The organism is Acinetobacter gandensis (genome assembly GCF_001678755.1).
GTDB lineage: Bacteria > Pseudomonadota > Gammaproteobacteria > Pseudomonadales > Moraxellaceae > Acinetobacter > Acinetobacter gandensis.
Genome location: NZ_LZDS01000027.1, coordinates 126,264 through 147,556, shown reverse-complemented (window position 1 = coordinate 147,556; position 21,293 = coordinate 126,264). Strand labels below are relative to the sequence as shown.

18 protein-coding genes, 1 other RNA gene and 1 pseudogene are annotated in these 21,293 nt (G+C 39.5%); 9 read left to right on the top strand and 11 right to left on the bottom strand.

The features are described 5' to 3' along the window. Positions 1-30: 30 nt before the first annotated feature. The gene (locus tag A9J31_RS11965) at positions 31-588 is read right to left on the bottom strand and encodes a YceD family protein (protein ID WP_067766123.1); all 558 of its coding nucleotides are present in this window, start codon (positions 586-588) and stop codon (positions 31-33) included. Positions 589-685: 97 nt separating this feature from the next. Here A9J31_RS11965 and A9J31_RS11960 point away from each other — a divergent pair, with 97 nt between their 5' ends. Both A9J31_RS11960 and A9J31_RS11955 read left to right on the top strand, forming a co-directional pair. Further along, positions 686-1,348: an elongation factor P hydroxylase gene (locus tag A9J31_RS11960; protein WP_067766120.1), complete on the top strand. Its 663-nt coding sequence runs from the start codon at positions 686-688 to the stop codon at positions 1,346-1,348. Between the two features lie 89 nt (positions 1,349-1,437). Next, positions 1,438-2,055: an L-threonylcarbamoyladenylate synthase gene (locus tag A9J31_RS11955; protein ID WP_067766117.1), complete on the top strand. Its 618-nt coding sequence runs from the start codon at positions 1,438-1,440 to the stop codon at positions 2,053-2,055. A gap of 21 nt (positions 2,056-2,076) precedes the next feature. On the opposite strand, the gene A9J31_RS11950 is transcribed toward A9J31_RS11955, so the two are convergent. Beyond that, positions 2,077-2,802 (bottom strand): GNAT family N-acetyltransferase, encoded by a 726-nt coding sequence (locus A9J31_RS11950; protein WP_067766320.1) that lies wholly within the window; start codon positions 2,800-2,802, stop codon positions 2,077-2,079. A 302-nt stretch (positions 2,803-3,104) separates the two neighbouring features. Between A9J31_RS11950 and A9J31_RS11945 the strand changes: the two genes are divergently transcribed. The 3 genes and pseudogenes from A9J31_RS11945 to rluB form a co-directional block, all read left to right on the top strand. Beyond that, positions 3,105-3,899, top strand: a complete 795-nt coding sequence (locus tag A9J31_RS11945; protein ID WP_067766113.1) for a segregation and condensation protein A — start codon at positions 3,105-3,107, stop codon at positions 3,897-3,899. Further along, positions 3,896-4,492: an SMC-Scp complex subunit ScpB gene (gene scpB / locus A9J31_RS11940; RefSeq protein WP_067766111.1), complete on the top strand. Its 597-nt coding sequence runs from the start codon at positions 3,896-3,898 to the stop codon at positions 4,490-4,492. The genes A9J31_RS11945 and scpB overlap by 4 nt, the downstream gene beginning before the upstream one ends. Before the next feature lie 41 nt (positions 4,493-4,533). Beyond that, a pseudogene (gene rluB, locus A9J31_RS11935) lies at positions 4,534-5,436 on the top strand (23S rRNA pseudouridine(2605) synthase RluB); the annotation flags it as partial. A 317-nt stretch (positions 5,437-5,753) separates the two neighbouring features. Here rluB and A9J31_RS11930 read toward each other — a convergent pair. From A9J31_RS11930 to A9J31_RS11905, 6 genes are read right to left on the bottom strand one after another with little or no spacing between them, the layout of a single operon-like run. Then, positions 5,754-7,493: an ABC transporter ATP-binding protein gene (locus A9J31_RS11930; protein WP_067766108.1), complete on the bottom strand. Its 1,740-nt coding sequence runs from the start codon at positions 7,491-7,493 to the stop codon at positions 5,754-5,756. A gap of 10 nt (positions 7,494-7,503) precedes the next feature. Continuing rightward, positions 7,504-8,640 carry an ABC transporter permease gene (locus tag A9J31_RS11925; RefSeq protein WP_067766104.1) on the bottom strand — a complete coding sequence of 379 codons (1,137 nt, stop codon included), beginning with the start codon at positions 8,638-8,640 and terminating at the stop codon, positions 7,504-7,506. 7 nt (positions 8,641-8,647) lie between these two features. Next, a complete protein-coding gene (locus A9J31_RS11920; protein ID WP_067766101.1) occupies positions 8,648-9,586 on the bottom strand; it encodes an ABC transporter permease in 939 nt (312 codons plus the stop codon). Positions 9,587-9,597: 11 nt separating this feature from the next. Next, positions 9,598-11,613: a M3 family metallopeptidase gene (locus tag A9J31_RS11915; RefSeq protein ID WP_067766098.1), complete on the bottom strand. Its 2,016-nt coding sequence runs from the start codon at positions 11,611-11,613 to the stop codon at positions 9,598-9,600. A gap of 23 nt (positions 11,614-11,636) precedes the next feature. Continuing rightward, positions 11,637-13,448: an ABC transporter substrate-binding protein gene (locus A9J31_RS11910; protein ID WP_067766095.1), complete on the bottom strand. Its 1,812-nt coding sequence runs from the start codon at positions 13,446-13,448 to the stop codon at positions 11,637-11,639. Positions 13,449-13,466: 18 nt separating this feature from the next. Then, positions 13,467-15,188: an ABC transporter substrate-binding protein gene (locus A9J31_RS11905; protein ID WP_067766092.1), complete on the bottom strand. Its 1,722-nt coding sequence runs from the start codon at positions 15,186-15,188 to the stop codon at positions 13,467-13,469. A 215-nt stretch (positions 15,189-15,403) separates the two neighbouring features. On the opposite strand from A9J31_RS11905, the gene A9J31_RS11900 reads away from it, so the two are divergent. After that, positions 15,404-16,336, top strand: coding sequence for an IS5 family transposase (locus A9J31_RS11900; protein ID WP_067766089.1), 933 nt, complete (start codon positions 15,404-15,406; stop codon positions 16,334-16,336). Positions 16,337-16,471: 135 nt separating this feature from the next. Here A9J31_RS11900 and ssrS read toward each other — a convergent pair. The 3 genes from ssrS to A9J31_RS11885 form a co-directional block, all read right to left on the bottom strand. Further along, positions 16,472-16,654, bottom strand: a non-coding RNA gene (gene ssrS, locus A9J31_RS11895) — 6S RNA. 99 nt (positions 16,655-16,753) lie between these two features. After that, the gene (locus A9J31_RS11890; protein ID WP_067766086.1) at positions 16,754-17,041 is read right to left on the bottom strand and encodes a cell division protein ZapA; all 288 of its coding nucleotides are present in this window, start codon (positions 17,039-17,041) and stop codon (positions 16,754-16,756) included. A 2-nt stretch (positions 17,042-17,043) separates the two neighbouring features. Continuing rightward, positions 17,044-17,595, bottom strand: a complete 552-nt coding sequence (locus A9J31_RS11885) for a hypothetical protein (protein ID WP_067766083.1) — start codon at positions 17,593-17,595, stop codon at positions 17,044-17,046. A 64-nt stretch (positions 17,596-17,659) separates the two neighbouring features. Between A9J31_RS11885 and A9J31_RS11880 the strand changes: the two genes are divergently transcribed. From A9J31_RS11880 to A9J31_RS11870, 3 genes are all read left to right on the top strand, one after another. After that, the gene (locus A9J31_RS11880; RefSeq protein WP_067766080.1) at positions 17,660-18,280 is read left to right on the top strand and encodes a UPF0149 family protein; all 621 of its coding nucleotides are present in this window, start codon (positions 17,660-17,662) and stop codon (positions 18,278-18,280) included. Positions 18,281-18,411: 131 nt separating this feature from the next. Next, a complete protein-coding gene (pepP, locus tag A9J31_RS11875) occupies positions 18,412-19,734 on the top strand; it encodes a Xaa-Pro aminopeptidase (protein WP_067766077.1) in 1,323 nt (440 codons plus the stop codon). 74 nt (positions 19,735-19,808) lie between these two features. Beyond that, positions 19,809-21,026 (top strand): hypothetical protein, encoded by a 1,218-nt coding sequence (locus A9J31_RS11870; protein ID WP_067766074.1) that lies wholly within the window; start codon positions 19,809-19,811, stop codon positions 21,024-21,026. The last annotated feature ends 267 nt before the right edge of the window (positions 21,027-21,293 follow it).

Below are 21,293 nucleotides of genomic sequence, written 5' to 3'. Positions count from 1 at the left end.
TGTCTTATACTTCACAGTATAACACAAAAATTAGTTAAGTTTACCCTTCAAACCTGCCAAAACATCAAACGGGTTATCCCGTTTTTCTTCAACAAGCTCTTCTACGGCAGGTTGATGCTTATGTTCACAAAACTCATGTTTCGGAGACAACGGCATCAACAATAACAATTCATCTTCTATGAGTGCGAGTAAATTAGCAGTCGCAGGCGCATCAAAGCTTCCTTTAACTGTTGCTTCACTTTCACCTAGAACAATGAAATCAGCATCCTCATCCAAGCGCTCTATCAGTGACTCATCATCCACAAGAGCTAGATGAAAATCTGAAACAAGTTCAAGTTCTACAGTATCCAGACAACGCTGGCATTCTACAGGCACTTTTGTTTCAACGTGACCATCTAGCCATACAACGCGATGATATGCATCCATTGATAGCTTACAGTCTATGTTAATCAATTGATCATCAATTGATCCAACAGCTTCACGGGATATTCGAACAAAGCGTGATAATGGCAGTTGACCTGTCCATTTGAAGCCCTGTTCGGCCCATTTAAACGGCTCTATCTGTGCCGGAAAGGTATTTGCTGACATAATTAAGGCGGCAATTCTACAAATTCATCAGTACTCTGTCAAAGATTAAGATACAATTTTGTACTTATTTAGACAGACCTATTGGGTAAATTAAGTCATGCATCTGTTGCAGCCGCAAACAGAAGTGAATATTTCATCACTTGTTAGCACAATTTCAACCATCGATTCTGACATTTCAACCGACCAAGTGCAACTCTTGGACTGGGAGAAACTTTCTACAGAAGCAGAACAAGTTGATTGGCTCATCTTACACTTTAATTCTTGGTTTTCCCACCTGAATGTGACATTAGTCAAAGGTGATTTTGAACCCGAATATTTCCCAGCGAGTGAACACGCTCCTGCACGTATTCAATTTGCCCATGGCTTTTTCAATAGTGCCTTGCATGAGATTAGCCATTGGACCATTGCGGGTGATAAACGTCGCTTACTTCCAGATTTAGGCTATTGGTATGCACCCGATGGCCGTACAGCCGAACAACAAGCCTTATTTGAACAAGTTGAAATTAAACCGCAAGCCATTGAATGGTTATTCGCCCAAGCCTTTGGTAGAAAGTTTCGTGTTTCTTTAGATAACTTGACGGGTGAAGGTGGCAATGGCAGCAGTTTCAAAGACAATGTATATGCTCAACTTCAGCAATATTTTAGTGGTGAAGCAAAATTACCACGTGACGCACAACACTTCATTTCGTGTATTTGTGCTGCAACGCGCGCTGGCAAAATGTTACAAGCGAATGAATTTAAGCGTGAAATGCTTGATTAAATTATACAAATTGGCACTTTTTCAGATTGCACAATGCAGATCGACAAAGACATAATGGCATGAGCACCCAATAATAAGAGGAAAACGATATGTTACATTTGAGAATACATCCGGAAAATCCTCAACCACGCTTAATTACTCAAGCAGTGGAACGCATTCGCGCTGGCGATGTAGTGGTTTACCCTACCGATGCCGCTTATGCCATCGGTTGCCAAATTGGCAACAAGAGCGCTATGGAGCGCATTGCCCAAATTCGTCAACTTGATGCTAAACATCAATACGCCATTATTTGCGCCGATTTATCTGACATTGCCACTTATGCCAAAGTCGACAATGCCATGTATCGTTTATTGAAAAATAATACGCCTGCAGTGACCACGTTTATTTTGCCTGCGACCAGTGAAGTACCTCGCCGTTTAATGCATCCCAAAAAGAAAACCATTGGTTTGCGTATTCCAAGTAATCCGATATGCCAGTTGTTGCTGAAAGAGCTAGATGAACCACTTCTTACATCTACCCTCATCCTACCTGGGCAAAGTGAACCGATTGACGATCCTTATGAAATTGAAATGCAGATTGGTAAGCGTATTGATGTATTGATTGATGGCGGCTTAGGTACACTGAACACTACAAGCATTGTTAATTTGGCTGGCGATTACCCAGAAGTAATTCGTCGCGGTGTCGGTGATGTGAGTGCTTTTGAATAAGCACTCCACGTTTGCCTTACCTTATACAGCGTAAAGTTGCATAAAGTCTTTTAAATGAATTTTCTGTTGCCCATCACCATCGAAATTGTCGGGTTTTAGCCACGCCTGATAGGCTTGGAGAATATCATTCCACTGATGGTCGAGCATCGAAAACCATGCTGTATCGCGGTTTCGACCTTTCACGATCACATGTTGGCGAAATAAGCCTTCATATTCAAAACCGAAACGTAATGCTGCCTTTTTTGATGGCATATTTAAATCATCACATTTCCATTCTACCCGTCGATAACCCGCCGCAAAACACGCTGCAAGCAGAAGGTAAACGGTTTCAGTGGCAGCCGTTGAACGTTTCATAAAATTTGAAAAATAGACATTGCCAATTTCAACAACAGCGTGATGTGGTCGCAGATTTAACAAAGCGATCCAACCTACAACCTCATCATTAATCTGAATGACGTAATGAATCGCCCCTTCAAAATAAAATGCGTTTTGGAAATAATCTTGTAATTGCTGCAAATTTTGCATTTGTTCATATGGCAAATAAGTCCAGCAACTTGCATCTGGCTCCTTTTGCACGGATTGCCACAATTTCTTGATGAGCTGATTATCCAGTTGATTAGGCAACATTGGAATCAATTGCACCGTTCGCCCAACTTCAGGCTGAATCGTAAGCTGACAAGGCTCAATAAAATTTAGCGCTGCCCCCACTTCTTGTCCGAATTGATTTTGTTGTATAAATCTTTGCATCATTTTTCTTTCTATTCATTTTGCCATTTGAATGATTGTAGCCTGTAGATATTTAGATCTCTGTAATAAATCCCAAAGAAAAACTGAATAATTTTAAAGCAATAAAAACCCTCAAATGTTAACCCTGTCACTGTTCACAGATTATTTTTAGTTTTTTAAGCAATTCAACCGTTGAGTAATTTCTTTAAAGCCAAATTTCCTTTACACTATTCCCTATAAACTGTGTGCTTTTACTTTTCGATGTGAGATCGAAGCAAAAGCTGTCTGCATGCCTTTGAAAATTCGCGTGGCCTATAATTGCAATGAACCCTACTGTCCATAATTCTATGGAAGATGCCCCACACATTCGTGTTTTGGATGAGTGGCAAGAAGCTATTCCAGAAGATTTGTACATACCGCCTTCTGCATTTGAAATCCTGCTTGAGCATTTCGAAGGACCACTCGACTTCCTAATTTATCTAATCCAAAAAAACGGTTTTGACTTATTACAAGTTGATATAGCGCCAATTGCTGCTCAATATTTATCGTATATGGATGCGATGAAGTCATTGAATATCGAGCTAACAGCCGACTATATGGTCATGGCAGCTTTACTTGCAGATTTAAAATCACGCCTCCTGTTACCTAAACCTAAATCTGTCTCTGCGCATGAGCAAGACCCAAAACAAGAATTGATTGACCGTCTTGAAACCTATTTACGGATTAAACAAGCGGCCGAACGTTTAGGACAAATGTCTGTCCTTGACCGAGACACATTTGATACCAATGTCAGTTTAGGTACAGTCATTGAAAGTAATGATGGTTATGACATTAATTTGCTTCGTGATGCCATGCTCTGCGTGTTTAACCGACCAGAGCCTGTTACTCATCAAATCTTACAAGAGCCTGTGCTGCTTGAAGAGCGTATTGCATTTATTGAAAGTAGGCTTGAATCGGGCGAAGTTTTAGATTTTGCTGATTTGCTCAAGCCAAGCCAAGGTCGTATGGGTGTTGTGGTGACGTTTATGGCCATTTTAGAACTGACACGCCAACAAAAAGTACAGATTGTCGCATCAGGTGTAGAAGCACCGCTTGCAATTCAAGGAGCACGTGCATGAACACTGAATCGACTCAAATGACAGCCATGTCATCTGAAGATAATCTACATGAAATTTTGATGCAGCTTGAGGCTATTATTTTTGCGAGCGATGCTGCAGTAAGCATTGCACGCTTAAAAGAAGCCTTCCAAGACCGTTTTACCAAAACAGAATTACGCCAATACTTGCAACAACTATCCATGTTGCAACATGGCAGATCAATTGAACTTGTTGAAACCATTCAAGGTTTCCGTTTTCAAGTACGTGCAAAATATCGTAATATTATTGCACAAACCTGGCCTGAACGACCGACTCGTTTATCGCCATCCTTGCTCGAAACGCTTTCTGTCATTGCTTATCATCAACCGGTAACACGTGCAGATATTGAGCAAATTCGAGGAGTAACCAATAACAGTCAAATTTTACGTACTTTATTTGATTGGAACTGGATTAAAGAGTCTGGTTTTCGTGAACTCCCAGGAAGACCCGCGTTGTTAGTCACAACGTCACAATTTTTAAATGCTTTTGGTCTAACCACTTTAGGCCAATTGCCTCCCCTGCAGGATGCCAAGGAAGCTTTTATGACGCTCGATGCAAATGCACCGAAGTCATAAATAGGTGAACTGTTGATGATAATTTCTAAGGTTATGCTGTCATGAGTGAAAAATTGCAAAAGGTGCTTGCACGCGTTGGTTTGGGTTCTCGCCGTTATATGGAAGAAGTCATTGCCGCTGGTCGTGTAAGCGTAAATGGGCAAGTTGCCCAAGTGGGTGAACGTATCGAACCAACTGATGAGCTTCGCATCGACGGTCGTAAAGTTCAGTTCCAAATTGAAGATGAAATTCGTCGTCGTGTGTTGATTTACTATAAGCCAGAAGGTGAAATCTGCTCGCGTAACGATCCTGAAAATCGTCCAACTGTATTTGAACAATTACCACAAATTACTGGTGATCGTTGGGTGATGGTTGGTCGTCTAGACATTAACTCGACTGGTCTTTTGTTATTCACTAACGATGGTGAATTAGCAAACCGCCTAATGCATCCTTCTAGCGAAATTGAGCGTGAATATGCTGTTCGTGTTATGGGTGAAGTAACGCCTCAACTAAAAAACAACATGCTACAAGGTGTGGTGTTAGATGATGGCCCAGCGAAGTTTGAATCATTCTCTGAAATTGGCGGTGAAGGTATTAACCGTTGGTTCCAAGTCGTGGTAAAAGAAGGTCGTAACCGTGAAGTACGTCGTATCTTTGAATCACAAGGTTTAAAAGTAAGTCGCCTTCTACGTACTCGTTATGGTTCGGTTATTCTGCCACGTGAACTTCGTACAGGCCGCTGGATTGAACTTGATAAACAAGATATTGACAACTTAACCAAATCTGTAGAGCTAAAACCACGTCAAGGTACAGGCCTGTTTGGTATGGCAAAACGTCGTACTGAACGTATGCAAGACAAACCAATGGCTGCTCGTCGTGGTGGTTATTTACGTCAACAACGTCGTGATACCGATGAAAATCAACCACAAGTAACTGGTCAACAGTTCAACCGTGGTGAACGCCGTAATGATGGTGCTCAAGGCAATAGCTTCAATCGTGGTGAGCGCCGTGAAGGTTTCCAGGGCAATGGTTCTAACCGTAGCGAGCGTCGTAATGATAGCTTCCAAGGTAATAGCGCAAACCGTGGTGAACGTCGTAATGATGGCTTCCAAGGTAATAGCGCAAACCGTGGTGAACGTCGCAACGACAATTTTGGTAATCGTGAACGTCGTGAAGACTCAGTACCAAGCCGTGCATTTGGTGCAAATAAAGGCTTTAAGAAATTTTAATTTTAAGCCATAAAAAAAACCGCTCTTTTGAGCGGTTTTTTTATTTAAGACATTTAGGAAAATTGTTCTGTCGCCTGTGGAATTACATTTAACAAACGCTTGGTATATTCATGTTGCGGACTCTGATACAAGACATCAGAGTTAGCAATTTCAACAATATCACCATGATTCATTACCATAATTTGATCTGAAATATATTTCACTACAGATAAATCATGCGAGATAAATATATAACTTAAGCCAAATTCATCTTGTAAATCTTGCAGTAAATTCAAAACTTGCGCCTGTACTGATACATCAAGTGCAGAGACAGATTCATCACAAATCAAAATTTCAGGTTTTAAAGTTAAACAACGCGCAATCGCAATCCGCTGACGTTGCCCACCTGAAAATTCATGCGGATAACGATAAAAAGCTTGTGCTGGTAAACTCACACGTTCGAGTAAATCAAAAGCCATTCGCTCACGTTCAGCATCATCTTTACCAATGTTATGAACCAACATCGGCTCCATCAGTATTTGGCCCACTGTAAAGCGAGGGTTTAATGATGCATATGGATTTTGGAAGATAATTTGTATCTTGCGCTGATACTGATTAAATTCTTTCTCACTCATCGACAGAATATCTTTGCCTTCAAACAACGCCTGTCCACCTGTCGCTTCTTGCAAACGCATCAACAATAAGCCAATCGTAGTTTTTCCTGAACCAGACTCACCAACCAAACCTAGAGTTTTACCTTTCGCAAGCTGAAAAGAAACGCCTTTGACTGCTTGAAATTCGTCTTTACCAAACAGACCTTTACGACTATAAAACGATTTTTTTAGATCTTTAACATCTAAAATAATCTGCTCATCTCCTGTTAAACCACGACTGCGTTGACGTTTAGTATCATCTGAAAGATGCACATCTTCTATCAACTGATCACCATCTTGACGCATGAAATCACTAATCATCGGCAGCTTAAAAGGTCGTTCTGACATTTGTGGGCGGCACTTGAGTAAGGCACGAGTATAAATATCTTGTGGATTTTCTAACACTTCCGTGACAGTGCCTTGTTCACGAATTTCACCATGCCGCATTACAATGACTTGATCTGCAATTTCACCTACTAACGCCAAATCATGTGTAATGAACAGCATCGACATTTCACGCTTTTTTTGCAGGGTTTCAAGTAAATCTAAAATTTGTTTTTGGATTGTCACATCAAGTGCCGTGGTTGGTTCATCTGCAATGAGTAACTTCGGTTCACATGCAATTGCCATTGCAATCATGACACGCTGTTGCTGTCCTCCCGACATTTGACTTGGATAAGCATCAATTTTTGTTTCAGGTGAAGGAATACCCACTTCTTTTAACAGTTCTAAAGTTCGAGTACGTGCCTGCTTACGCCCCATACCCAAATGCAAACGTAGAACCTCTGCAATTTGATCACCAACCGTAAATACCGGATTTAATGAAGACATGGGTTCTTGGAAAATCATCGCAATATCCTTACCACAGATAGCGCGCATCTCACGTGGTGACAAACTCAGTAAATCTTTTCCCTCAAACAGAATTTTACTCGATTCATCAATACGGCTTTGCTCTTTGGGTAACAGACCCATTGTCGCCAAAGAAGTGACCGATTTACCACTACCTGACTCACCAACGAGCGCTACTGTGGTATTAGCAGGAATATCAAAAGAAATTCCTTTTACAGTCTCAATATAGGTTTTATTTTCGCCCTTAAAACTCACTTTGAGGTTTTTTACACTCAGGAGTGTCGGCTTAACAGATTGATTTTGCTCAGTCATCCTCTACCCCTTATTTTATTTTTGGATCCAATGCATCACGTAATGCATCAGTAAACATTGAAAAAGCGGTAACCAATACAGCCATCGCTACCGAAGCAGCAATCAATTGCCACCACTTACCTAAAATCAGCTCACTTTGGGCTTCATTGAGCATACTCCCCCAAGACACTACGCCTACAGGAACACCAAAACCCAAGAAGCTTAAAATGACTTCAGACTTAATAAATGCCACAACCAAAATTGAAATTTGTACTAATGCAATATGACTAACGTTCGGGAAAATATGCACAAAGATACGTCTAAAATGACTTACCCCAATAGCTTTCGCGGCAAGTACATATTCACGCGATGTGTGTTTCATGTACTCAGCGCGAATTAAACGATACACCCCAGTCCATCCAGTGAGTCCCAAAATCAACACAATCGACATAATGCCCTTCTGTTGTAGGACAGCTGCAATAGCCAATACCAACAGTAGATATGGAATAGACGTGAAAATGTTGTAAAACCAGTTCAATATGTCGTCGACCCAACCACCAAAATAACCGGAAATTGCACCAAGTATCGTCCCAATCACGACTGCCAATAACGCAGCAACAACCCCAACAATAATCGAGGTTTCAGCTCCTTTAATGGTCTTTTGTAGAACGTCTTGTCCCCACTTATCTGCACCAAAAGGTAACGTCTGCTTCAACTCACTTTGTTGATCTAATAAATGCCCACCCAGTTGCTGATCTATCGCTTTCATATCTTCAGCTAACGGGTCTACAACACCATAATAATCAATTGCTGATGATTCACCCTTTCCCGCAGCGATTTCAGCATTCAATTCGGCAATCACATCTTTCAATGGATCTACAGGGTTTTCAGGTAATGCCTGTGCTGCTGTTGTTTCAACTTTTTTTGCAGCTTCTTGCGGTGCTCCCATAAATGTTGGTGGTGCGTAACTCTCAGCAACTTCTTTATTCCAGTTCGATGCAACTAAACCTGTCATCGACAAAACCAAAACAACGAAATAGCACAGCACAACAAATAGTGAAATCATGGCAATTCGATCCGCTTTTAAGCGACGCATTGCCAATTTCCACAAGCCCGTAGATGATGAAGGTTTAGATACTTCTTTTCTTTTAATTAACGTCCCTAGCATATGTCACCTACTTCAACTGAACGCGAGGATCGACAATTTTATAAATCAAATCCGCTAGTAAGTTAAAAATCATGGTGGCTGCTGCAACATAAACCGTGATCGCTTTAATCACTGGGAAATCACTACGCTCTACCGCAATAATGACTTCACGACCAATTCCAGGAATACCAAAAAAACGTTCAATAAGAAAAGCACCAATCAATAATGCAGGCAAACTAGACATCACATCAGTGATAATTGGAATTGAGGCATTTCTTAAGACATGTACACCCAAGATGCGACTTTCACCTACACCTTTGGCTCGCGCTGTCCGTACATAATCTTGATTTACTTCATCCAAAACAAAACTACGGTACAAACGTAAGGTTGGCGCAATACTCACGACCAACATAATTAAAATTGGCAGCAAGGCGTACTTAAAGAGGTTTTCACCAAAATTATCGCTCCAACCCTGTACCGGAAACCAACTCAATTGATATGCAAATACATATTGAAAAACAATGATATAAACCAAAATACTAATGGACATACCAATGGTGCAAAGCATCATGATCATACGGTCAGTCAAACTGCCTCGTACCGATGCCACAGCTAAAGCTAAGCCAATTGAAATAATGGTTTGCAAAATAGTAAGTGGAATAAGAATCGTCAGTGAAGGACCCAATCGGGTCAGAATAATATCTGACACAGACTCGCCTGTACTCCAACTTAAACCATAGTCAAAAGTCAAAATTTGCTTAATAAAAATCCACAATTGCACGTAATAGGGTTGATCGACGCCCAATTGTTGACGGATATTTTCAATTTGTTCGGGGTTCGACATTTTACCTGCCAAAATATATGCAGGATCGCCCCCAACCCAGTTAAATAGGAAGAATATAAGCAGAACGACACCCAACATTGTTGGGATCATCTGCCATATCCGTCGAATAATATATGCCAGCATAAGCGTCGTCCCTACTTAACTCGTTGACCTGTAATTTCGTCAAAGAAAGCTTTGTTATCGGGTTTACGACCTAAGAAGTCATGTACGATTTTTTCAGCTTCATATTGGCCACCTTGGGATAAAATCGTCTTGCGATAACGCTGACCAACTTCTGGATTATTGAGGTTGTCACCAAATGCAGAAAGCATGTCTAGAGCCATCACCTCAGACCACATATAACCGTAGTAACCCACCTGATAGCCGCCCATAATGTGGTTAAATTGCCCAGGGAATTCAGTCGTAGGCACGTATCCTAAAGCAGTTGCACCTTCCATCTTTTTCCAAACTTCTAAAGGTTGAACTTTTAAAGCATCGGTAGAATGTAAAGCCATATCAAACTGTGCGTATAAAGTTTGACGGGCATAATGCAAACCACGACCATAACTATGCACTGCATTTAATTTACTGATTAAAGCGTCATCAACACGAGGACATGCGGGTTTACAGTAGTTTGCCAATGTCGATAATGTTTCTTTGCGGCGTGCCCACTCTTCATACATCTGAGATGGTGCTTCAACAAAATCACGCTCTACAGAGGTGCCTGATTGAGATGCAAAACGTGTATTTGACAAGATGCCATGCAGTGCGTGCCCAAATTCATGTACAAAAGTTTCCAACTCATCACTATTTAACCCTTTACGGTTAAAGTTGGTTACCAATGCAGAAATTGGTTTACGATTGGTTAGTGTACTGCCACCTTTAACACCCCAAACTGCAGCATGACCATATTTGCCTTTGCGTGGATATTTATCGATATACAACCCACCTAGCATTTCACCCGTTTTTTTGTCTTTTACATCATAATATTCAACTTCATCTTGCCAGACATCGACTTTCGCCGGTTGGAAATCAATACCATATAAGTCAGATGAAATTGCAAAAATCCATTCCTGTGAAGCTTGTGTTGGGAAATAGTCACGAAGTTTCTCTTGATCTACTTCATACTTTTCTTTGCGAAGCTTTTCACTCCAATATGCTTCGCTCCAACGATTAATTTCAGCCTTTTCTACAGGTATTTTTAAAGTCTTCGCTTTGAATTCACGTAAGGTTTGTACTTCTTTTTTCTCAAGTGGAGCAACCGTTGCATGTACTTCAGAAAGGAATTTATTTACCGTTGCAGGGTCTTTGGCCATGCGATGTTGTAACACCCACTCTGCATAGCTTTTCTTACCGAATAATTGTGCAATTTCATAGCGTAAATCCATCGCTTGTTTTAATAAGCCAAGATTTTTTTCAGTACCACGGCGTGTAAATGCTGTTTGATAACGCTTACGCGCATCATCACTTTCAGCCAGTTCCATAAAAGGACGGTATTCAGGATACTCAAATCCTAATAAGTAATTGCCTTTTTCATTTTTCTTTAAACCTGAGATATAACTGTCAGGTAAACCCTTTAATTCGGCAGGTGTAAATTCAAGTTTTTCAGCATTATCACGTACATTACGCGCATATTCTTGTTCAATTTTCGCTAATTCATCAAAAATCGCTTTTAAGCGAGCACGCTTTTCTGCTGTTAACTGAACGCCAGTATTTTCAAAACTATCTAAAATATCCTGACGATATTTTTTTTCAATTTCATCATTTGTTTTTAATTTTTTAATTTGCTCATAAAGCTTTGGATTTTGAAAAACTGATGTTTGGAATTCACTGATTTTAATTTCGCAATCTTCAGCGGCCTTACGTAAAGCTTCATCAGGATCAACATTACTATAAAGTCCAATCGGTCCGTAAAAATCTTCAAACTTTGAAAAGACTTGATCCCATTCGGCAAGAACTGGAGCCGCTTTTGCATTTTTCTTAATATTTTTTTGTTCAAAAGCACTTAAGTCATTTTGAATTTTTTTAATATTTGCATCACATAAAGCAGGAATATCTTTGGCTTGGAATTTTGGCAAAGTACTACGTGTTGTCTCTGCTGCATGAACGAGCTGACTACCACCCATCATTAACACACTCAGCGTGGTCAATTGCATAAAGTTGCTTTTCATAATTTCTCCAGTTTTATTCCATTTTATTTCTTAGGGTCAATATCGATGTACATCCATTCTGTTACTAGAACAGGATGCTTTTTATAGCCAATAACACGCGGTTGAGACAAAACTGTTCTGTAACGTGCATAGTTAATTTGTACAGGCATGTATACTTCTAAAATTCGAGACATTCTGCGATAAACAGCATCCCTTTCAGGGCCGGGCTTCATGCGCTGTGTTTGTTCATATAAACGATCGTATTCAGGTATTTTTGAACAACCATTGTTTGTCACGTTGATATTTTTGCCATAGAACAACTGCATAAAGTTGTCAGCATCAGGATAATCTGCAATCCAAGCCGAGGCTTTAAACATCGTTTTACATTGTTTTTCGGCTTTTAATGCTTCAGCAAAAGGCATAGATTTTGTGGTCATTTTGATGTTAATGCCATCTAATGTTTTCTTCCAAAACTCACCAAGTTGCTGACTACGACTACTATTTCCTGACAGCGTCATCTCGATAATCAATGGTTTACCATTCGGCAATGTCCGCCATCCATCAGCACCCACTTTGTAGTTATAACGGTCCAACAATAAATTTGCGGCTTTAACAGAATAAGGAATGCTCGACTTATAATGTGGATCAAAACCAGCAACGCCTAAAGGAATTGGCGCTTGTAATTTTTGTGCATCACCATTCATCAATACTTTAATTTGATTATCTGCCGAATAGGCCATTGCCATGGCACGACGTAAGGCAATTTTTTCTTTGCTGAAGCCACCAACAATCGGATTTTGCATATTCCAATAATGGTAATCAATGGATGGATCAGAGATTCGTGACATCTGGATGCCTTTCTTCTCTAACTCAGGCTTCAACTGCCCATCCTTTAAGGCTTGAACGGATAAATCTCCATCTAAAACAAGTAGGTCTGCCTCGTTTTTTGCAAAGGTTAACCATCGAGACTGGGATTCTTCCATGACTTGTATATCAACGACACCAATTTGAGGCATTTGCTTGCCTTTCATTGCATCGACAATTTTTTGGTCTTGTGCAGTTGATGCTTTAAAGTTCCAAACAAAACCACGATAGTTCGGGTTCGCTTTTAAAATGATCCGTGAGCCGGGTGTCCAACGCGTTAAAATATAAGGGCCTGTTCCAACTGGTCTCCCCATTACAAAGCCCGCTTTGTCTCGATATTTTTCAATAACTTCACGTGCCATAGCCGATGCAGGTTGATGCGCTAACAACATTGGAAAATTTTGATCTGGCGCCTTTAAACGAATAACCAATGTATAACGATCAGGGGTTTGAAGCCCAGAAACCGGAGCATCATAGTTAAACTTTCCTGTTTTTTTTGCTTGTTCGAGGACTGCATCCATCCCCTCAATACGCCCATCTAACAACCAACTGTTTGGAGAACGTAGATTAGGATCTAGTAAACGTTTAAATGAGTAAGCGTAGTCTGCGGCTGTTAATTCACGTTTTTTACCCTTAAAAACTGGATCGTCAGCAAAATAGATCCCTTTTTGTAAGCGAATGGTATAGGTCAGGCCATCTGCACTGACTTGTGGCATAGCTGTAGCAGTTTTGGGAACTAATTTTGCAGGCGATGCTAAATAGTCATACGTAAATAAAGTTTCAAAAATTGAAGTATTAACGTGCGCCGAATACAGGTCATGTACGCCTACTGGGTCAAAACCTGTTTCCGCCACTGGAAAGATATAGCGCAGAACTTTATTTGGATCAGCAGGATTTTTTGCTTGAGTAAAACTGGTCGCTGCAAGCAACATCCCCCCAACTAAAAATGTCGTACCGAACGCTTTTAAATTAAGTTTCAAATTTTGCTTCATTTTTATCCCGAAAAATTATTATTTAGTTGGCTGAATATCTAGATATTGCCAGCTCGTATTCATCATAGGATGTGTTTTATAGCCTTGTACTTCAGCATGAATAAGCCAATTGCGTAAACGGGTTGAATGAATAATCCAAGGATTATCTGCTTCAATTTGTCGATTCATCTTTTCATAAAGAGGTGTTCTTTGCTTTGGCTGTAATGCTGTCGCTTGCTTATATAAGGCATCATAAGCCTTAGATTGATAACAACTTAAATTACCTTGCCCTGAGTTCGGCCCATATAACAATTGGGCGAAATTCTCACCCTCAGGATAATCTGCAATCCAAGCACCGCCCCACATCATATATTTACACTGCATCGCTTCTTTTAAATTATCTGCAAAATTACTTACTTTAAATTCAACTCGAATCCCTATCGCATCTAAATTCTTTTTCCACAACTCAGACTGGATTACAGACTTTGAGCTATTTTCAGTATTAATTTTGAGGGTTAAAGGCTTGCCATTTGGCAAATTTCGGTATCCATCTGCGGCCTTCTTGTAACCAAAACGATCCAGTAACTTATTCGCTAACAATGGGTTATATCCAATACTGCTCTTATAATTTGGATTAAATCCACTGACCCCTTCAGGTAAGAACATTTCAGCTTTAACTGCTTGCCCTTGGTATAACTGTTTAATAGATTCTGCTTGGTTATAAGACATGCTAATTGCACGACGCAAAGCAATTTTTTCCAAACTTGTCCCACCTACAATAGGATCTTGCATATTGAACATGGTATAGGTGATTTCTGCATCTTTGTTTGGATAAAGTTTGATTCCCTGCTTTTGCATATCAGGTTTAAGCTTATTTCCATCTAAAGCCTGAGGTACTGCATTTGATGTCAATTTATCAAAATTTAGTTGGCCAGTTTTAAACGCCAACCAACGCGATTGCTCTTCCTCAATGATACTGACCGAAACTTTACCAATTTGTGGCATTTTTTTGCCTGACATTTCTTTGACTAATTGGTTATCCCATGCAGTACCGGTGGACTTAAAATTCCAAACAAAACCACGATAATTTGGATTGGCAATCAGCTCAATTTTGCTACGTGGTACATATTTACTGATTTGATAAGGCCCAGTACCTACAGGATGCTGCGCAATTTTATTGCCATAAAATGCAACGACTTCTTTCGCTGTCGCACCAAAAGTGACATAAGCTAAGATATATTGAAAATTATAATCAGGTCGTGTGAGTTTTATTTGTAAAGTATATGGATCTATCGCTTTAAGCCCAGCGATCTGAGCATCATAGTTAAACTTTCCAGTTTTTTTGGCATTAGCAACAGCTTCATCACCACCTAAAATTTTGCCATCAATGAATGAGTAAGTCGGTGATCGATTAGCTGGATCAAGTATACGTTGAATTGAATAAATATAGTCTTGCGCAACTAACTCGCGTTTCTTACCTTTAAATGCCGCATCATTGGAAAAGTGTATGCCACGCTTAATTTTAAAAGTATAAACCTTACCTTCCTGCTCAATTTTTGGCATAGCCTCAATTGTATTTGGCACAAGAACTACAGGTCTAGCAAGATAGTCATATTTAAGTAAAGGCTCAAAAATCGCCTCAGCGATATTACCGCTGTAGTAATTGTACGTTTTAACCATATCAAAGCCATCATCTGGAGCTTCGAAAGCAACATTTAAAACTTTGTTTGATTGTGCAGAAGCATTAACCTCCCCAATCATCCCTGTTGAAATTAATAATGCAAGGATCGCTATTTTAAATTTTCTAGTTTCCAAACCTTTTCCTTTCCGATGATTTTTTAATAATACAAAGCCGCAAGCTGACTTTAAACAAAGCCACCTTTACTAAAATAAATCTACCCAGTTTAAATTAAGTTTTAAACGGCTTTGTTGCACAAATCTATCTGTAAAGGCTTTTTCAGCGATATAATTTTCAAATGAAGAAGCCTACACACAAAATCTACCGCACAACCAATTGGCCCGCATATAACCGAGCACTCATGAGTCGCGGAAATATTGCCCTTTGGTTTGATCCTGCTACGCAATGGTATGCTCCATCAAAAGGCAAACAAGGGCGAAATCAAACCTACTCCGACGCAGCTATCCAATGCTGCTTAATGATTAAATCCTTATTCCGTCTGTCTTTACGTATGGTTACTGGCTTTGTGCAAAGTCTGATTAAACTTTGCGGATTAAATTGGACCGCACCAGATTACACCACGCTTTGTAGAAGACAAAAGCATATTGATATTGTAATCAGCTACCAAAAAAGTAGCGATGGGCTGCATCTACTCATGGACTCTACAGGCATGAAGTTTCTAGGTGAGGGCGAATGGAAACGCAAGAAACATGGACCTGAATATCGTCGCCAATGGCGTAAACTACATATTGGTATAGATGCCAAAACCCTACAAATACGAGCAGTTCAGCTTACAACCAATAATGTCAGTGATTCACAGGTGCTTGGTGATTTACTTAATCAGATTCCACAAGATGAGCAGATTGACTCTGTTTATACCGATGGAGCTTATGACACCAAGCAATGCCGTCAGGTCATTGCAGATCGGCAAGGGCATGCGGTGATTCCACCTAGAAAAAATGCGAAACCATGGAAAGATACAAAGAGTAGCTCGCTAGAGCGAAATGAATTACTTCGAACAGTTAAGCGTTTAGGCAGGACACTATGGAAAAAATGGTCAGGCTATCATCGGCGAAGTTTGGTTGAAACTAAGATGCATTGCATCAAATTATTAGGAGATAAACTCAGTGCAAGGAGTTTTGATAGCCAAGTGAATGAGATCCATGCACGTGTAGCAGTTCTTAACAGATTTACGGAATTAGGTCGACCACTTACCCAAGTTACGCCTTAAATTTGGCTCAATTAGGGGCGCTTTGCATTTCAAATCTTTGTGCAACAAAGCCAGTGAAAAAGGTAAAACTTAGAAAAAGAGATAAAAAGACAATTTAATTTTTTGATTATAGTTATTTAAATAAAAGAACAAATAAACACTCCGAAGATGCCGCTGCAAATGTCGTGACCCTGAACCCGATGAGTTCAAGGTGGACGCGACGTACACTCGCTGGGTTTCCCACACAAGGAGGGCATACGCTCAGAATATACAGAACACATCCATAAGTTTAAGTATCGGCAGGGGATTAGACCTAGCTGGCGAACACCTCAGAGATGTGCTCAGTATAACGAATTCAGTGTTTTTGGCAAATCACCAAACGCAGACAAAGCGTTTAAAATGAAGCAATCGGGCAAAGTATAATCACTAAACCACCGATTATTCAGTTAATTCTTCAACTTGTTCTAAAATATTTTGCAACAAAAGTTCGCAATTGGCATATTCCTGCAAGCTCTTATTCATCGACAGCACTTCTTGCATCAACTCAAGTGCGACCATAATGATGAGCTTGCTCGGTTCCATACGTGGTGCCTTACGGCGAAATTCATCGTACTTGTCATTTAGCAGTTGTGCAGCACGTTCTAAATCCGCTTGCTGATCTGAAGTGGTTGCAAGACGAAAGCTGTGGCCGAGTACTTTTAAATCTACTGCAATTTGTTCACTCATGCTCATGCTTCCTCATTGGTTTCAGTCGGATGCGCCAATTGCTGGATTTCCTGTGCGTGGTGATCCTGAGCGGTACCTAAAATGGCTAGACGCTGAATAATGGCTTCAACTTTTGCTTTTGCGTGTTCATTTTTTTGCAATAAACGTTCACGTTCTTGCTGCAAACCTTGAATTTCTTGTTGAGCATGACGCTGTTCGTTTTGCATCTTTTCTTTGATGATACGTAGCTCGTTACGTTCTGCCAAAATTTCCTGAAAACGATTTTTTAAATCTGTGCAGCTTTTTTCAAGGCGGCTATAACGATCTGCTAATGCGGTCGCATCAGTATTCAGTTGTTGAAGTTGAGCACGCGAATCAGTCAATTGCTCATTCAGGGTTTCAATTTCTTCTTGTTTCGAGGTGATAATGCCGTTCTTTTGCACAATTTGAGCATGATGCTGTTCATCTGATGAATTTTTTTGATCATTCAGAGCATCATTTTCACTTTCAAATTGCGCAAGTCGCGTTTTTAAAACGCTAATATGCGCCTGGAGACGCTGTAATTCTTCTAACATAACGTAGTCGCACAGTATTGCAAACAAAGGTAATATATACGAAGTATAGAGATTGGATAAACGAATGCAAGACGATATTTCAGGTTGGTCAGATTGGTCCCACAATTTTTCTAAAATTGAAGAAATTTCAAGCCCAAGTGAGTTACATGGATTACTCACAGGTATAGTTTGTGTGTCACAACCACCAAGCCGTGAAGAGTGGCAACAGATATTGGCGACACTCGATGTGCCAGAATTAAACGAAGAAGCGTTAGCTTTGTTAACTGAAGAAGCGGAAGATGTTGCTCACTCTCTTTCAGATGACGAATTAGACTATCTTCCTTTATTGCCAGACGATGAACACCTTTTACCAGAGCGTGTTGAGGCATTAGCGGACTGGTGTGCAGGTGTTGTGTTAGGTTTCGGTTTAGCTTCAGGTCATTTACGTGCCAATGAGCAAGAGTTAATTGAACACTTGCAAGATGTGGCAGCGGTTGAATTTGAAGATTCAGACAATGATGAAGAAGGTGAAGAAAGCTACCAAGAATTATACGAATTCGTTCGTTTAATCCCTGTGAGTTTGTCAATGGGCCGCACCAAAGTAGCTGTAGATGAAACACCTCTGCTACAAGTGGTGAGTAAAAAAGCCTCTGCGGTTGAGGCGAATAATGTGGTAGAAATGTTTACACCACATCGCCCAAGCTAAGGCATTAATTTTGCTTATATCTGTGTGAGGTATTAGGTGGTTTTATACATACCTCACATAGATTGACAGATTCATATTCAATTGAATCAAAATTTAAACAATATCAGCCAGCAGGTATAAGAAGTATTTAAATGAAGAAATTAACTCAAGCGGATTTTCAAGAACGTCGTGACATCCTTGCGGGTGAAATGGGACTACGTAGTATTGCAATTATTGCCACGAGCAAAGAAGCCATGCGTAACCGCGACGCAGATTATAAATTTCGAGCTGACAGTAGTTTCTTTTATTTAACAGGTTTTGCAGAACCTGAAGCGGTTGCTGTTATTGAAACATTTGATACGGAAGAAGAAGGATATAGCTACAGTTTATTCTGCCGTGAACGTGACCGTGAAATGGAAATTTGGAATGGTTATCGTGCGGGTGTAGATGGGGCAGTAGATGATTATGAAGCCGATGAAGCTTATGCAATTGATTTGCTTGATGAAGAAATTTTAGAAAAATTACAAAATAAAGATAAATTATTCTATCGAATAGGCCAGCAAGCTGATTTTGATGCACGGGTTGCTAAGTGGATTGCAACAGCGAGCGGTGAATCACGCAAAGGTGCGAGTGCGCCTGCACAAGTCATTCAACTCGATCGTATTATTGATGAAATGCGTCTGCATAAATCTGAAGACGAACTTGAAATGATGCAAATTGCATCGGATATTTCAGCAGAAGCACATACACGAGCTATGCAAACCGTTAAACCGGGCATGATGGAGTACGCTCTAGAAGCTGAATTGAATTATGTCTTTGGTAAAAATGGCTGTGTGCCGTCTTATAACAGCATTGTTGGCGGCGGTGAAAACGGCTGTATTTTACATTATGTTGAAAACAACAAAGAACTTAAAGATGGTGATTTAGTCTTAATTGATGCGGCTTGTGAATATCAGTTGTATGCGTCCGACATCACTCGTACTTTCCCTGTGAATGGCAAATTCAGTCCTGAACAAAAAGCTTTGTACAATGTGGTTTTAGATTCACAAATTGCTGCAATTAATGCAGTTCAAATTGGTAACTCTTATAAAGAACCACATAATGTTGCTGTACGTATTTTGGTTCAAGGTTTGCTTGATCTTGGCATTATGCAAGGCGATATTGACGAGATCATTGAAAAAGAAGCTTACCGTCAGTTTTATATGCACGGCACTGGTCACTGGTTGGGTATGGATGTGCATGATGTCGGTTCATACAAGCAAGACGGTGAATGGCGTGCCTATGAAGAAGGCATGGTCGTAACGGTTGAGCCGGGGCTTTATATTGCGCCAGATGATGAAACTGTAGATGAAAAATGGCGCGGTATTGGCATTCGTATTGAAGATGATGTGGTGGCAACGAAAAATGGCCCACGTGTGTTAACTGCTGCAGTGGTGAAGTCAGTTGAAGATATTGAAGCCTTGATGGCGCAGTAATTCGCAGTGAATAAAAAGCCGGTCAGATGATCGGCTTGTTTTAGAAAGAAAAATAAAAAAATAATGAGAAATTAATGAATATTAAAGAAATTTGGTTAGATAAAAATACACTATTTTATAAACAATTTGATCAGATCGAAACTGTGAATATAAGCTTGTTAAAATATGCTTATGTACAGATTTTAGGTAATGTCCCATTTCTATATATTTTTACAGATATGCAACATTATATATCGACAGAGTTGCTCGGCTTTGATTTGATATATCGTGAATTATCAAATATTTATAATTTTGATGATAAAGCATTTTTTGAGGCAAGTAAGGCCAATCTAGACGATACTAAAGTAAAAATTTGGGCAAAAAAGATTGGTCGAAACTATACAATTTTGGATGAGTATTTGGCTGATGGTGATTTAGGTTATGAAGTATATTCTGAACCTAAGCAGATGATATCTTGGGATACAACGTACGAGCAGTTAGAAAAACTAGGTTTGGTTGAAGCTTATTTTACTGAATATGGAACTCAATATTTACGGTTTATTTATAAAGTGAGAATAGAAGGAATTGTGGTTGATCAATTAGAGTTATATGCAGAAAATGTAATTTCTAATAGGCCAGTGCAAGAATTCTTTGTTGATTTATATGATAAAACTAATACCGATGCTAGTTATAAGGAACTACGTGAATTGTGGTTAGACGAGGATATTGATGTTGATCAGTATGGTTGGGAAAGGCAAGATCAATGTTATTTGAGATTTGTTTTTGCCAATGGTATCGATGCTTCAATTTGTTACACCTATGATGAAGAGTCTGGAGATGATGATGGCAGTACATCACTCCATTTTTACAATAATCGAACATATGAATATTTTTTAGAAAACAACGAATATGAAGAAAATATTGAGATTACTAAATTTATATTATTTAAAAAGAAAATTGATTTGAATGTGAATCATATTGAGCATGATGGAGTTAAGTATATTCCTAAGAAAGTAAAGGAGTTAATGGGTGAGAATAGTGGAATTTGGTTAGACTATTTGAATAAAAAAATAGGTTTTGTTGGTGTAGAACGTGCATTAATTTTAGATATTAATCAGATTAAAAACTTTTCATTTCAAAATATTTTACCAGCAAGAGGGCCTGGTTATTCTGATTTTATGGTCCAACTTAAAAAGGGTGATTATCTAACAGTTTTTATAGATGATACTTTTTATTTTGATCAATTTTCAGAGCAATTGAAAAAAATGACACAAAAAAACGTTCAAATACCGGAGGCATATCCTAACTGCTAGGCTAGGTTGTTTTATTGCATATTTTTTATATTTAAAGCTCACTTGTTCATCGAAAAGTCATGAACTCAGCAAAGTCATAAATACAATATGGTCGCAACGAATTGGATTAATCTATGTATTGGGTAATGGTGTAGATCTAGATTTAAAGATGGCAAAAAGGTGGTATCACTAGGCTGCAAATGCATTTAATGTCGATGCTCAAATACGCTTAGATAAATTAATCGAAGCTTTAAAAGCTTAAATTATTCACTTGAACAGAATGTATTC